General features: G+C 63.0%; 13 protein-coding genes. 6 read left to right on the top strand and 7 right to left on the bottom strand.

Annotated features, from left to right (window positions below; translation table 11 throughout):
* The 6 genes from DID98_RS36090 to DID98_RS26560 all read left to right on the top strand — a co-directional run.
* Positions 1-193: hypothetical protein (locus tag DID98_RS36090; RefSeq protein ID WP_221622538.1), on the top strand; the 193-nt coding region annotated here is incomplete at its 5' end.
* Between the two features lie 103 nt (positions 194-296).
* On the top strand, positions 297-1,553 hold the full coding sequence (locus tag DID98_RS26580; RefSeq protein ID WP_124571696.1) for an oligosaccharide flippase family protein: 1,257 nt from the start codon (positions 297-299) through the stop codon (positions 1,551-1,553).
* Complete coding sequence (locus DID98_RS26575) at positions 1,550-2,374, top strand: glycosyltransferase (RefSeq protein WP_044846274.1); 825 nt, start codon at positions 1,550-1,552, stop codon at positions 2,372-2,374. The genes DID98_RS26580 and DID98_RS26575 overlap by 4 nt, the downstream gene beginning before the upstream one ends.
* A gap of 43 nt (positions 2,375-2,417) precedes the next feature.
* The gene (locus DID98_RS26570) at positions 2,418-3,554 is read left to right on the top strand and encodes a glycosyltransferase family 4 protein (RefSeq protein ID WP_124571695.1); all 1,137 of its coding nucleotides are present in this window, start codon (positions 2,418-2,420) and stop codon (positions 3,552-3,554) included.
* A gap of 14 nt (positions 3,555-3,568) precedes the next feature.
* A complete protein-coding gene (galE, locus tag DID98_RS26565) occupies positions 3,569-4,591 on the top strand; it encodes a UDP-glucose 4-epimerase GalE (protein WP_044846276.1) in 1,023 nt (340 codons plus the stop codon).
* 27 nt (positions 4,592-4,618) lie between these two features.
* Complete coding sequence (locus DID98_RS26560) at positions 4,619-5,725, top strand: glycosyltransferase (protein WP_044846277.1); 1,107 nt, start codon at positions 4,619-4,621, stop codon at positions 5,723-5,725.
* Between the two features lie 82 nt (positions 5,726-5,807).
* On the opposite strand, the gene DID98_RS26555 is transcribed toward DID98_RS26560, so the two are convergent.
* From DID98_RS26555 to DID98_RS26525, 7 genes are all read right to left on the bottom strand, one after another.
* A complete protein-coding gene (locus tag DID98_RS26555) occupies positions 5,808-7,691 on the bottom strand; it encodes a nucleoside-diphosphate sugar epimerase/dehydratase (protein ID WP_044846278.1) in 1,884 nt (627 codons plus the stop codon).
* A 12-nt stretch (positions 7,692-7,703) separates the two neighbouring features.
* A complete protein-coding gene (locus tag DID98_RS26550; RefSeq protein WP_124571697.1) occupies positions 7,704-8,720 on the bottom strand; it encodes a glycosyltransferase family 4 protein in 1,017 nt (338 codons plus the stop codon).
* 5 nt (positions 8,721-8,725) lie between these two features.
* Positions 8,726-9,691, bottom strand: a complete 966-nt coding sequence (locus tag DID98_RS26545) for an SDR family oxidoreductase (RefSeq protein ID WP_124571694.1) — start codon at positions 9,689-9,691, stop codon at positions 8,726-8,728.
* Positions 9,688-10,488, bottom strand: a complete 801-nt coding sequence (locus DID98_RS26540) for a glycosyltransferase family 2 protein (RefSeq protein ID WP_185640893.1) — start codon at positions 10,486-10,488, stop codon at positions 9,688-9,690. Before DID98_RS26540 ends, DID98_RS26545 begins: the two co-directional genes overlap by 4 nt.
* A gap of 83 nt (positions 10,489-10,571) precedes the next feature.
* Positions 10,572-12,413 carry a glycosyltransferase gene (locus DID98_RS26535; protein ID WP_124571692.1) on the bottom strand — a complete coding sequence of 614 codons (1,842 nt, stop codon included), beginning with the start codon at positions 12,411-12,413 and terminating at the stop codon, positions 10,572-10,574.
* A 50-nt stretch (positions 12,414-12,463) separates the two neighbouring features.
* Entirely contained in the window at positions 12,464-14,188 is a 1,725-nt protein-coding gene (locus DID98_RS26530; RefSeq protein WP_124571691.1) for a methyltransferase domain-containing protein, read from the bottom strand.
* A gap of 3 nt (positions 14,189-14,191) precedes the next feature.
* On the bottom strand, positions 14,192-15,115 hold the full coding sequence (locus DID98_RS26525) for a glycosyltransferase (protein WP_124571690.1): 924 nt from the start codon (positions 15,113-15,115) through the stop codon (positions 14,192-14,194).
* Position 15,116 lies beyond the last annotated feature (1 nt).

Raw genomic sequence — 15,116 nt, 5'->3', positions numbered from 1 at the left:
CTTGCCGACCACACCGCGAATGTCATATGCCTTGAAGATGGATTGGGAGATCATCGATTCTCTCTGGGTTGCGTGCATGGAAAATAATCTGGCCGCCTTTCGCGCATGCCGGCCATCGTACATGCGGGCCTTGCGGAACAAGGAACGGGACGGCTGGAGCGGCCCCGATCCCACTTATAATCGCGGGTTTTGATGACGCGTATTTTGTCCATTTTAATGCCTAGCCGCTCCGCCGCCGCCAACCCGCCGCCTTCGGGCGCCCTGCCGGCCGCCTCCCGCTCGCGCGGCTGCCCCGCATGCTGAAGCGATTCGGCAACCCGGACGTCGCGAAGGCCGTCGCGAATCTCGTCTGGCTGGGGCTCGAACGGCTCACGCAGATCGGCGTCGCGATCGCGATCAGCGGTCTTCTGGCCCGTTATTTCGGGCCGGACGTGTTCGGCAAATGGCAGTATGCGAATACGCTTCTCCTCGTACTGGCGCCGCTCACCTGGGTGTGCGGCGCCGAAATCCTGGTTCCGACCATCGTCCAGCGCCCGCCCGCGCAACTCGGCGCGGTGCTCGGCAGCGCCTTCGTGCTGCGCATCGGCGTGTCCGCCATCGCGCTCGTCGCGACCTGGATCGCGATCGGCGCCGGCGCGTTCGACCCGCTGGTCGGCGCGATGCTCGCGGGCCTCGCGGTCACGATGGTGTTCCGCGAGCCGTTCGTCGGCGTGATCAACGCGTGGCTGCAGAGCCTGACCTACAGCAAGCCGCAGCTCGTGACCAGCATGCTCACCGCGCTGGCGAAGGCGCTGCTCGTCTGGCTGCTGGTCCGTGCGGCCGCCGGCCCTGCCCGCTTCGCGTGGCTGTGGGCGCTGGAGGCCGCCGTGATCGGCTTCGCGCTGCTCCTCTACTTCCGCCATCGTAACGGCGGCGCGCTCGGCTGGACGTTCGACAAACCGCTGTTCAGGCACTTTGCCACCGCCGGCACCGTGTTCTGGCTCGGCCTGATCTGCATGTACCTGTTCCTGAAGCTCGACCGCCTGATGCTCGAGCGTCACGTGTCGTTCGCCGACCTCGGCCGCTACTCGGCGGCCCAGCAGCTCAACGAGAACTGGATCACGCTCGCGCTGATGCTCGCGCAGACCATCGCGCCCGCGTTCGTGTACCGCGTGCAGGACGTCGCGCGGCTGCGCCGCAACATCGTCCGGCTGATCGCGATGACCGCCGGCCTGATGACGGCCGGCGCGCTGGTGCTGGACGCGGCCGCGCCGCTCATCGTCGGCAAGGTGTTCGGCCGCGGCTACGAGGCGTCGGTCGACATCTTCCGCTGGGCGGTCTGGCTGTCCGTGCCGGCCGGCATCGAGGCGATAGGCAATCTTATCGTTCTCAAATATCAAGCAAAATTCGTGTTGCTGGCGAAATGGGTGCTCGCGCTCGCGATCGCCGCGCTCGTCAACGTGTTCGCCATCCCCCGGCTCGGCCTGTACGGCGCGCTCGTCGGGCTGGCGGCCGGCTATCTCGCCGCCGCCGCCGTTAATTTTTATTACATTCGTTTCAAGCTGCGCCCATGACGTCTCCCGATTGCCCGCCCCCGCTCGACGACGTGGCCGTGCTGATGCCGGCCTACAACGGCCACGACGACGTCGTGCGCACCCTCGCGTCGTTTCGCGAGGACGCGCCGGTGCACGTGCTGATCGTCGATGACGGCAGCACGCCGCCGATCGTGGCGCCCGACCTGCCCGGCCTTGCGGTCGAGGTGCTGCGCATGCCGCGCAACGGCGGCATCGAGCGCGCGCTCGAGGCCGGCATCGACGCGCTCGCGGCGCGCGGCTTCCGCTTCGCGGCCCGCATCGACGCCGGCGACCTCGCCGCGCCGCGGCGCCTCGCGAAGCAGCGCGCGTATCTCGATGCGCACCCGCGCGTGGCCTGCGTCGGCATGTGGACCCAGGTCGTGTCGCGTGCCGGCGAGCCGCGCTTCATGCTGACCCCGCCCGCCGACCCGCGCACGCTGCGCCGCACGCGCTTCCTGCGCTCGCCGCTCGTGCATCCGTCGGTCATGCTGCGCATCGACGCCGTGCGCGAAGTCGGCAATTACCGCGCGAAGTATCGCGCGGCCGAGGATCTCGATCTTTTTTTACGGTTAATGCAACGCTACGATTGCGCGAACCTGCCCGAGCTCGGCCTCTACTACGAGCTCAACGAGGGCGGGATCAGCGCGACCAAGCGCCGCCGCCAGCTGATATCGACGCTATCGCTGCTGCTGCGGCACTTCAACGTGCTGAACCCGTACGACTGGGCCGGCCTCGCCAAGAACCTGCTGCATTTCGTGACGCCGTACCGTACGCTGCAGCGGATCAAGCAGACGCTGTTCGCGGCGCGGCCGTCCGCGTAGCCCGCCTCCGGCATTTTCGACGCTTTATTTTTTGCTTTTTTTCATGTCCGCTACCTCCTCGCTGCGCATCGCGCTCGTCTGCAACACGGCCTGGGCGATCTACACGTACCGCCACGGGCTGATCCGTGCGCTCGTCGCCCGCGGCGCCGAGGTCATCGTGATCGCGCCGCACGACCGCACGGTGCCGCTGCTCGAGCAGATGGGCTGCCGCTACGTCGCGCTCGCCGTCGCGTCGAAAGGCACGAGCCCGCGCGAGGATCTCGGCACGCTTGCCGCGCTGGTGCGCCATTACCGCGCGCTCAAGCCCGATCTCGTGTTCCATTACACGATCAAGCCGAACATCTACGGGTCGATCGCCGCGTGGCTCGCGCGCGTGCCGTCGATCGCGGTCACGACCGGCCTCGGCTATGTGTTCATCCAGAAAAGCCGTGCGGCGAGCGTCGCGAAGCGCCTGTACCGGTTCGCGTTCCGCTTTCCGCGTGAAGTCTGGTTCCTGAACCGCGACGATCTCGCGACCTTCACCGACGAGCAGCTGCTCGCGCACCCCGAGCGCGCGCGGCTGCTGCACGGCGAAGGCGTCGATCTCGACCAGTTCGCGCCGGTGCCGCTGCCCGCCGGCCGTGGCCCCGTGTTCATCCTGATCGGCCGGCTGCTGTGGGACAAGGGCGTGCGCGAATACGTCGAGGCCGCGCGCGTCGTGCGGGATCGCTACCCGGACGCGCGCTTCCAGCTGCTCGGGCCGCTCGGCGTCGACAATCCGAGCGCGATCGGCCGCGCGGACGTCGACGCGTGGGTCGGCGAAGGCGTCGTCGAGTATCTTGGCGAGGCGCACGACGTGCGCCCGCACATCGCGGCGGCCGACTGCGTCGTGCTGCCGTCGTACCGCGAGGGCGTGCCGCGCACGCTGATGGAAGCGTCCGCGATGGGCCGCCCGATCGTCGCGACCGACGTGCCGGGTTGCCGCGACGTCGTCGCCGACGGCGAAACCGGCTTCCTGTGCCGCGTGCGCGACAGTGCGAGCCTCGCGGAGCAGCTGATCCGCATGATTGAACTCGGGACCGCCGGACGCGACGCGATGGGCGCGTGCGGCCGCCGCAAGGTGAGCGCGGAATTCGACGAGCAGCAAGTCGTCGAACGCTACCGGCAGACCATTCATACATTGACCGGCATCACACTCTGAAGGAGCGCATCAGCATGACCGCTAAAGGCACCATCCTCGTTACCGGCGGTGCGGGCTATATCGGCTCGCATACGGCCGTCGAGCTGCTCGACAACGGCTACGATGTCGTGATCGTCGACAACCTCGTCAACAGCAAGGCCGAGTCCGTCCGGCGCATCGAGCGGATCACCGGCAGGACGCCCGCGTTCCACCAGGTCGACGTGTGCGACGAAGCCGCGCTCGCGAAGGTGTTCGACGCGCATCCGATCACGGGCACGATCCATTTCGCGGCGCTCAAGGCGGTCGGCGAATCGGTCGCGAAGCCGCTCGAGTATTACCAGAACAACCTTGGCGGGCTGCTCTCGGTGCTCAAGATCATGCGCGAGCGCAACGTCCGGCAGTTCGTGTTCAGCTCGTCGGCGACCGTGTACGGCGTGCCGGAGCGCTCGCCGATCGACGAATCGTTCCCGTTGTCGGCCACCAACCCGTACGGCCAGTCGAAGCTGATCGCCGAGCAGGTCCTGCGCGATCTCGAGGTATCGGACCCGTCGTGGCGCATCGCGACGCTGCGCTACTTCAACCCGGTCGGCGCGCATGCGAGCGGGCTGATCGGCGAGGATCCGGCCGGCATCCCGAACAACCTGATGCCGTACGTCGCGCAGGTCGCGGTCGGCAAGCTCGAGAAGCTGCGCGTGTTCGGCTCCGACTACCCGACGCCGGACGGCACCGGCGTGCGCGACTACATCCACGTCGTCGATCTCGCGAAGGGGCACATCGCCGCGCTCGACGCGCTCGCGAAGCGCGATGCGAGCTTCGTCGTGAACCTCGGCACCGGCCAGGGCTACAGCGTGCTGGAAGTCGTGCGCGCGTTCGAGAAGGCGTCGGGCCGCCCGGTGCCGTATGAACTCGTCGCGCGCCGCCCGGGCGACATCGCCGAGTGCTACGCGAATCCGCAGGCCGCGGCCGACCTCATCGGCTGGCGCGCGACGCTCGGGATCGACGAGATGTGCGCCGACCACTGGAAATGGCAGGAGGGGAACCCCCGCGGTTTTGTATAATCCGCTGTCCATTTTTCGAGCGATCCCATGCTCAGCTTCGCGTCCGGCTTCATCGTCTCCCTGCTCGTCACGTTGTTCATCGTGCGCTATGCGCATCTGCACGAGAAATTCTCGGTCGACAGCGACCTGGCCGGCGTGCAGAAATTCCACGTACGGCCGGTGCCGCGTGTCGGGGGCATCGGGATCCTCGCCGGGGTCGTCATTGCCGCGCTACTCGTGTCGCGGCGCTATCCGACGATCGCCGGCAGCATTCTCGGGATCGTCGCGTGCGGGATGCCGGCGTTCCTGTCGGGCCTCGTCGAGGACCTGACCAAGCGCGTGTCGCCGCGCGCGCGGCTGCTCTGCACGATGGGCGCGGCCGCGCTGGCGTTCTGGCTGCTGGGCATCGCGGTCAAGCGGATCAGCGTGCCGCCGCTCGACTTCCTGCTCGGCTACGTGGCCATTTCGGCGTTCATCACGGTGCTCGCGGTCGCGGCGCTGGCCAACGCGATCAACATCATCGACGGCTTCAACGGCCTCGCGTCGATGGTCAGCTTCATGATGTTCGCGTCGCTTGCGTATGTCGCATTCCACGTCAACGACCCGGTCGTGATGTCGGCGTCGATCATCATGATGGGCGCCGTGCTCGGCTTCTTCCTGTGGAATTTCCCTGCGGGGCTGATCTTCCTCGGCGACGGCGGCGCGTATTTCATCGGCTTCATGCTCGCCGAACTCGCGATCATGCTGGTGATGCGCAATCGCGAAGTGTCGGCGTGGTATCCGGTGCTGCTGTTCATGTATCCGATCTTCGAGACGTGTTTCTCGATCTACCGGAAGAAGTTCATCCGCGGGATGTCGCCGGGGATTCCGGACGGCGTGCATCTTCATATGCTCGTGTACAAGCGGCTGATGCGCTGGGCCGTCGGGACGAAGCATGCGCACGACCTCACGCGGCGCAATTCGCTGACGTCGCCTTATCTTTGGCTGCTGTGCCTCGTTGCGGTGATTCCGGCGACGCTGTTCTGGCGGCACACGGTGCACCTGTTCGTTTTTGTCGTGCTGTTCGCGCTGACGTATGTGTGGCTTTATCTCAGCATCGTCAGGTTCAAGGTGCCGCGGTGGATGGTGGTGAGAAAGGAAAGACGCGGGCAGTGAGTCCAGCACCCAAAACGAAAAAAGCGCCTCGTGGGGCGCTTTTTTCATGCTCGGGGCCAACGTGGGCGGCGTCCGCGAGCGCTCATTCGTTCGATACGGCTCGCGCCATCGGCACGCTCTGCAGCACCGGGGCGACGGTCGTCTGATATTCCGGCACCCAGCGCCGCAGATCCCGCCGCACCTCGTCGTCGCTCAGCACGCGGTGCTGCATCAGCCACGGCAACAGCTCGTCGAGCAGATGGTCCGGCACTTCCCGGGCCCGCGCGATCCGCAGCTTCGGATGCGGCGTGCGCGTGGTCGTCTCGTCGTCCGCGAGCAGTTCCTCGTAGAGTTTCTCGCCCGGACGCAGCCCCGTGAATTCGATCCGGATCTGCCCTTCCGAGAAGCCGTAGAGACGGATCAGATCGCGCGCGAGATCCACGATCTTGACCGGCTCGCCCATGTCGAGAATGAAGATCTCGCCGCCGTGCCCCATGCTCGACGCCTGCAGCACGAGTTGCGACGCTTCAGGAATCGTCATGAAGAAGCGCGTGATCTCGGGATGCGTGACCGTCACCGGGCCGCCCTTCGCGATCTGCTGCTGGAACTTCGGGATCACGCTGCCGGCGCTGCCGAGCACGTTGCCGAAACGCACCGTCTCGAACTGCGTGCCTTCGCTCGTCTGCTGCAACGCCTGGCACGCCATCTCCGCGAGCCGCTTGCTCGCGCCCATCACATTGGTCGGATTGACGGCCTTGTCGGTCGAAATCAGCACGAAATGGCGCACGTTGTGGCGGATCGCCGAGCGGGCGACGCGATAGGTGCCCAGCACGTTGTTGCGCAGCGCCTGCCACGCGTTGTGCTCCTCCATCAGCGGCACGTGCTTGTACGCGGCCGCGTGGAAAACGATATGCGGCGCATAGCGCGACATCACCTGGTCGAGCAGCAGCGAATCCTTCGCGTCGCCGATGATCGGTACGACAGGCTGGTCGGGGAAGCGCTCGCGCAGTTCCTCGGCGAGCCGGTACATCGCATATTCGGAGAGATCGAACGCGACCAGTTGCGCCGGCTTGAAACGTAGGATCTGCCGGCACAGCTCGGAACCGATCGAACCGCCCGCGCCGGTTACCATCACGACGCGGCCGCGCAGCAGCGCCTCGACGTGCGGCGTGTCGATCGTGACGGCATCGCGTCCGAGCAAGTCCTCGAGATCGATATTGCGCACCTGCGACAGGAACCCCTGCCCCGGCATCAGCGCGGTCAGCGACGGCAGCACCATCGCCTTCACGCCGGCGCGCACGCACAATGTCGCAACGCGGCGCTGTGTTTCAACGGATGCCGACGGAATCGCGATGATCGCGTATTCGACCTTCATCGCATCGGTCCAGTGCTTCAGGTCGTTGAACGAGCCGAGCACCTTGTAGCCGTAGATCTCGCGCCCCTGCTTGGTCGGATCGTCGTCGAGGAGGCCCACCAGACGCCATTCCCCCGACCGCGACAGTTCGCGCGCGAGGCTCGCGCCGGCCGTGCCGGCGCCGAGCACGAGCACCGGCTTGCCCTGCCCGACGAGCCCGCCGTACAGGTAGAACTCCTTCGTTGCGCGGTACAGCGCGCGGGCGCCGCCCATCGCGAGGAACAGCATCAGCGGCGACACGAGCAGCACCGAACGCGGGATGATCGGCGATGGCTGGAACATCACGGCGCCGATCATCACGATCACGCCGCCGCCAATCACCGCCTTCGAAATCCGAACCAGGTCCGGAAGGCTCGCGAACACCCACAGGCCGCGATACAGGCCGAACACGTGGAACATCAGCGCGTAGACCGGCAGCACCCAGACGAGCGCCGTCAGCGCGCCGCCCATGAAATCGGACGGAACGCTGCCGTTGAATCGGACGAGATAGGCGAACAACCACGCGGCGGTGACCGCCGTCAGGTCAAACAGGAAAGCGCTCAGCGAAAGCCATGATGCTTTGGATCGCAACATCGGCAGGAAACCTCAAGAGTTATTTTCGGCGGCCGACTGAAACCGGCGCCAGCGCATGTCGATTACCAGTCCGATACATGCCAGGACGCCGTACCACGCGAAGAACGACAGCCACTGCTGCAGTTCCGGGCGGCCCTTTGCCCACACGGCGACGATTATGCCCGCGAGCATGATGAGGTACCAATAAAGAGCGGTCCGACGGTGACCTACGCCCGCCCGGACCATCCTTTGATAATAATGCTCCCGGTGCGCTTGCCAGAACTTTTCGCCACGTAACAGACGTCTCAAAAGTGTTACAGATGCGTCGGCAATAAAGGGCGCGAACACCAGCGCCGGGAACCAGATCGGCCAGACGCCGGCCCGCCAGCCCCAATAGCCGAGCGCACCAGCCAGGAATCCGAGCGGAATCGAACCCGCATCGCCGAGAAACAGCCGGGCCGGATGGAAGTTCAGCAGCAGAAAGCCGAGCGCGGCGCCGGCGACAGCCGAGCCGGCCACGGCCAGATCCGGTGACGGCATCGGGCCGGTCAGCGCCGCGACCGCATATGCGCCGAAGCCGAACAGCGCCATGCCGCCCGCGAGGCCGTCGGCGCCGTCCATGAAGTTGTACAGGTTCGTCAGCCACACCATCGCGAAGCCGATGCCGACCAGCAGCCACCACGGTGCGTCGGCCGGGAACACGGCGATCAGCGCGACGACCGCCGCGAGGTGCGCCGAGAACCGCACGCGGGCGGGCAGCCCGCGCCGGTCGTCGATCTGCGACATCGCGGCGAGTCCGGCGGCGGCGACGGCGATCAGCCACAAGTGCGGCGCCAGCGCGAGCAGCGCAACGACGCAGACCGGTACGATGCCCCATCCGCCGACGCGCGGCGTCGGCAGCGTATGGAGCGAACGGTCGTTCGGAATGTCGGTGGCAAGGCGCCACGCGAGGCCGGTCGCGAGCAGCATGCGCAGGATGGCCGTGGACGCGATGGCTGCGGCCAGCGCCACCGCGGCCGCTTCGGGCCACGTGGATATCGGGAGAAACATGGCGATTATTGTTGTGTGTTGCGCGAACGATACCATGCGGCCGTCGCTTCGAGGCCTTGTCTTGTCGTATAAGGCGGATGCCAGTCGAGCACGCGCGTGATCCGGCCCGTATCGAGCTGGAGGCTGCCGGTCAGGCGGTCGATCGCCGCGCGGCGGCCGGTCAATGCGCCGAGCGCCCGCAACACGGCGGACGGGACGGCGATCAGCCGCGCCGGCTTGCCGAGCGCGTCGCCGACCAGGCGCAACAGGCCCGTGACCGACGGCGCGTCGTCGTCGGCGACGTGGAAGCATTCTCCGGCCGCGCGTGGATCGATCGCGCATTGCAGCAGTGCGTCGGCCAGGTTGTCGACGTAGACGATGCTGCGGCGTGCCGGGATGGAACCGAGCGGCAGCGGCATCCCGCGCGCAACTGCGTCCATCATGCGCAGGAAGTTGGCGCGGACGGTCGGACCGTAGACGAGCGGCGGGCGCACGACCACGACGTCGAGCCCGTTCAACGCACCGAACTGTGCCAGCTGCCGCTCCGCGCGCAGCTTCGAGCGGCCGTAGGCATCCTGCGGGTCGGGACTCGCCGCTTCCGACAGCGGTACCCCGCCGTCGCTCTCGCCAACCGCCTTGATGCTGCTCGCGTAAACGATGCGGCGCACGCCATGCTGGCGCGCGGCTTTAGCGAGGCGCAAGGTACCGGCGACGTTGGTCGCGTCGAATGCGGCGTCGGGGTCTGGCGCCTCGTCGCGCATGACGTGGACGCGGGCGGCGAGATGGATGACGCAGTCGGCTGCAAGATCCGTTGGCCATCCCTCGTCAAGGCCATCGAAATCGGCTGCGTCGTGCACCCATTCACGCACGCCTTCGATGGTTTCGCCCGGACGCCTCACCAGGGCGGTCACGGTATGTCCGGCCTCCAGCGCGCGGCGGCAAACCGCGCGGCCGACGAAGCCGTTCGCACCGGTCACGACGAGATGACTCACCACAGCCTCCAGCCGAAACGGTTGTAGAACTTGAACGCGGATGCCGCGAACATACGGATGTGCGCGAAGCCCTTGCGGGACGCGCCACCGCCGTGATGGATCACGCGGACCGACGGGACGTAGGCGACGCGGGCGACATCGTGCGTGCGCAGGCTGAGATCGTAGTCCTCGAAGTAGAGGAAATAGCGCGGGTCGAAACCGCCCAGTTTCTTCAGCACTTCCGTGCGGAACAGCATGAAGCAGCCGCTGACGATGGGTGGATCCCAGACGATGTCGTGATCGTTGATCACGTCGCGCATTTCGTAGTGGGCGAGGCGCCGACGGAAGGGCCTCCGGAGGACTTGAGGCAGAAATCCCCGAGTAAACAGATCAAGCAGTGCCGGGTAACGTCTGCAGAGGTATTGCATATCCCCACGCTCATCGTTGATTTGCGGTGTAACGAGGCCAACGTCGGAATGTGCGTTGAGGAAATCGAATGCTGCCACAAGGGAATCCCCGTCCAAGTCGATATCGGGATTCAGAATCAAGTGGTAGGAGCTCGCTGCTTGTTCAATAGCAAGGTTGTGGCCGCGACCGTATCCGACGTTGCCATGCCCTCCGATGCGGGTACAGCAGACATTGTGCGAACGCAATGCATCGATTGCCGGCAATGATTTCGGCCCATCGCCGTTGTCAACAAGATATAGCGTCGTCGCAGCGCCCAGACGCACGGCATCGATTCGCTCGAGTGCGTCGAGCAGACTTGTGAGTGTCTCCTCCAGTTGCCCCAGATTCGGTCTGTAGACAACGATCGACACCGTCAGATAGTTTGATTGGGATTGATGCACCCGTCGATAAGCCCATATCCGATAACTACTTTTGATTCAACCTGCTATCCGCTTCAGGGCCGAGGCTGTATCCGCCGATACAGCGCCTTCATGCGGCGCCGCCATCCAGCCTGGGTCGATAGCAGGGAACGCATGAACGGCACCCGCGCCAGCCCTTTCCGTACCGCCTGACGTGAGATATGAACGACAGCCATTCGGCGCGCCTGCTCCTCCCCCATCGCTACAACGTCGAACGGGCTGAGCGTCACGCGCATCGCGCGTTGCCGCTCCAGGGCCAAAACATAAGCTTCGTGCAACTTCGCCTGACGGGCAAGCGCGACCTTGCTCGACATCGGTACTCTGTAACGCGATGTGACTCGCATAACCGATGAGAAATCCGTCGCACACGAATAGCGCACCCACAGCACCCAGTCTTCGAGTTGGTCGAGATCTTCGTCGAACCCGCCAAATTCGTCATACAGGCTACGATGAAACAGAACGGCTTGAATAGGAGCAAGATTCTCCTGCCAAAGCACTAAGCGCGAATATTCGCGATATTTCAGCGCAACCGGACCTTCGCGATACGTTACAGAGTCGGCAGTGAGCTCCAAAAACTCCGTCGGCACCTCATGCGACGCACCGTAGACGACGCGGTTTGAACGATCTTTGGCAACCTGCATCAACGTCTCGACATGGTCTGCGTAAAACTGATCGTCGTCGTCGAGGAATCCGATCCATTCTCCGCGCGCGACCGACAAGCCGAGATTTCCGGCCGCGCTCCGGCCAACCGGCACGCCGGTCGCTTCATAACGCACGTTGAGGCGACCGGAAAACTCGGTGTCGACCATATCACGGCTATCTGCCGGCCCGTCCTCCACAACGACGACCTCGATGCGCGGATAAGTCTGATGCGACAGGGACATAAGCGCTTCGCGCAGCAATGCCGGACGGCGATGGGTGCGTACGACAATCGAAACCAGCGGCATTACATCAGCATCGAGCTCCTTGGTAGCAAACGCAAAAAATGCTCCATCACGGCGCTCGCCATAACCCCAGAAACGAAAATCCGGACGAAAACCCTCGTCCCGATAGCGAGCTCCCGTGCGCCGGAAATAGGCTGCGGTTTCCATGTATCGGATCAGGGTTGATACATGCTGGCGCCTCGCAGACGGAAAGCGCTGGGGTCGCGCGAATTCCAGGAGCCAACATCCATAGCCTCGCAACACATCGCCCCAGAATCCAAAGCGAGTACGCAGTTGTAACGAAGCCAGCACGCCCCCGGTGATCTGGAGCGGCTTGACTTCCCTCGGCTTCGAGTAAGTATCGTGTACGACGATCGCACGCGGTTCATACCGTAACCCCCATCCTGCGGCTCGCAATCGCCAGGACAGATCGACGTCTTCACCATACATGAAGATTCGTGGCTCGAATCCGGCTGCTTGTGCAAACGCGGCCCGCCTGAAGACGACTGCTGCGCCGGTCACCCAATCGGTCCGAAGTGTAACGGGGTCGTAAAGCTTGGGATGCTCGTACGGAACTTGCCTCAACTCCCACGCACCGATGTTGTCGGGCGAATCGATAATTGCCGTTCGCAACTCCGTCATCGCGTTTGAATGCAAACGTATGTCCGGATTCAACACGAAGAAAAAAGGCGCGGCCGCCAATTCAAACGTGGCATTGTGCGCCGCACCGAACCCTACATTCTGTTGCGAGTGTACGATCGATATTTCGAACGGATAGCGGCCGCAGTCGCAGGCAAACCGATCCCACCTCGCCGCATCGGCGGGATCGTTGTTGCGAAGCCAAAGACGGATTTCGATATCTGCGCAAGACTTTTGAGCAGCGAGACTGTCCAGTAAGTCAGCAACGACTGCTTCCGCCTCACGATATACCACGACGGATATGTCAAATCGCATTTCTCATCCTGTCTTCGTGATCGACGACATCCATCGTCAACATCGCGGCATCACCCCAATCGCCTAACAACTCTTCTAGCGACGATCTTCGAACTGTCATACGCCTTCCGAACGATTCGGTACAGGCGCGGATGCTTGATGAAAAATCGACGTAACGCATCCAGCTTGGCAGCCCCTTGGAGCACGGCGATATCACTCTCAAGTTTTTTGATCCAATTTCGCTGATCGACAATGAGCTTGATAGTCCCAGGAGGGAAAACATGATACTGATCGTTGTGCTTCGCAACGATTTTCTCGTAGTCACGCTGCCACTCAGCTTGCGAATGAACCGAAAACGACGATTCTCCAGAACGCCATTTTCGATAAATGCCGGTGATCTCCGGGCTACTCTCGACGCCACAGACAAATGCAACACGCATTTCGAAATCCCAGTCCTCCGCCGTATCGAGCGATTCATCAAATCGAATGCCCATCTCTTGGAAGGCAGCACGAGGAAACGCAAGGGAAAGAGGCGGAGAATAGTTCTGCGACAGATGTTCGAAAAAGTCGAAGTGTGACGGGTACGGCGTCGTGATTGCAGAAATAGTTCGATAGCCGAGCGCGCCATCCGGCCTGATGCCGGTCGACACGATGTCCTGTTCTGCGGCCGTTGCGCGCAATACGCAACCTGCGGCCTTCTCGCTCAACTTCTTGAATGTCTCGACCCAGTGCGCAAACACTATTTCGTCGTCGTCCAGGATCGCAACATAGTGCCCCGTGGCGGCGGCAAAGCCATCGTTCAACGGCGCAGTACGTCCACCCCGATCACAACGAATTACGCGAACGCGATTCCGGATGTACTCAGGCAGATCTTCCGCGACACGCTTCACCGCGTAATACTGCTGCTCTTCAGGCTTGTGCGCAACGACAAGTACTTCAAAATCCTGGCAAGTCTGTGCAGTCAAACAAAGCAAGGTATCGCGTAGATTACCCAGGCGCTTGCCCTGCGTGCGAGTAATAATCGACAAAAATGGACGGCTTTGCTTGGGCTCCGCGAGCAGAGGCGTATCCTGACGAGCTCCCGGCAAATAGGCACGCACTAACTCATTGACTACCCCGAACTCGTCCGAGGCACTACGGATCTGTCGCAGATAGCGCGACGCGAAAGTCTTTCCGGTCAATAGCGGATGTGCGTACGGGAATGCCTGGTCGCTCGACTCGAGATCATAGTCGCGTGCGCCCACTTGGTGCCACCCTGCTCGCTTCGTCATTGCCCCAAGCAATCTGTCGGTGTGGTGAATGACGTGCGTATGATCAAGCAGGCCGACTTCGGTATAGTCCCAGTGCCCGGTCAGCAGTTTAGCTCCGAGATCCCGATGGCCACCGTTCGGCACGCTGATCACGAGCAATATCGAACGCTGTGCGGCAAATTCTCGCAAGCGGTCCAGCAACGCCAGTCCGTTGGTTATATGCTCAAGCGTATCGATAATCGATATCGACGCGACTTGGCGGCCATTGAGCACTCCATCGATTTCGGCGAATACACCGTCGAGATGATGAAGGTCGATTCGCCTCGTTTCGAAGCCCCGCGATTCGAGGTTCTGGAGCGCATCCGGATCCGCATCGAAACCGATGTACGTGAGTCCGAGGTCGCGAATCGGTTCCGCAACCGCACCATATCCGCAGCCGATATCCAGGTGTACGCCACTACCGGCGCCGAATTCCTGGACCAGCGCGACGACGTTGCTGTAAATCGAATATTCGTGATATTGAAATTGATAGGTCGCTGAATTCATAGTTTAGAAGCGATGTTTCGCGTAGAAGCCGTCGATGAATTGAGCTACCCGATGCTCTCGGTCGAGCTGAGCCGGCAATTTGCCTGCATCCTTCAGTTCACGATATTTTCTTGCTGCCTTTTTCTCGACTTCGCTACCGCACGCGAGCAACTGGCGCTCGATACGGTCCGCCAACGCACCGTTCGAGAACTTATGCGCAAGGATCATCGCGGCTTCAGCGGAGTAATACTCCTCAGCTCCGCCCACGATCCACTTGCCGGCCGTCGACAAGCGCTTGTCGTGGAACAGCGCAGCCGAAGGCTGGAATACCACTTTGTAACCCGCTAGACGAACTCGCCACGAGAAATCCACGTCGTCACAATATAGAAAGAACGCGTCGGAATCGAAACCGTTCACCTCTTTGGCTACGGCAGCCGAAACAAGAGCGCAGGCGGTCGTTGCCCAGCTCGTCTCACCAGTAACCTGATCGTAGTCCTTAGGATGCTCGATCGGCACCTGCCTTGCTTCGACGATAGCCACGCCGGGCTTGCGCATCGGACGAACCAGTTCGCCAAAAATATTAGGCGCCACTACCGTATCGGGATTCAGAATCAGCACGAGATCCGTATGCAGATCGGCGAGCAGCCGATTCTGCCCGGCTGCCGACCCAAGATTAGCATCGAAAAACGTGTACTGGATCCGAGCGATACCTTGCGGACGAAGTTTGGCGGCCCGGCTCTCGATCTCTTCAGGCGTGAAGACGGGCTCCGGCGAACAATCGCCAAGCGCGACTTCCACCGATGACAATGCACCGGACGCGATCGCGAGATCTGCGGCGCGCGCGATACTTTCAAGCGCAACGTCAATATGTTCTTGACTGTTGTTGTACAGAACCGATTGAATCCGCAATGATGCGGGACCGGTGATTGTCGTGTCGTGCAATGGCACT

This window comes from Burkholderia sp. Bp8984 (assembly GCF_003853755.1).
Classification (GTDB): Bacteria; Pseudomonadota; Gammaproteobacteria; order Burkholderiales; family Burkholderiaceae; genus Burkholderia.
This window is presented reverse-complemented; position numbering and strand designations above follow the sequence as displayed.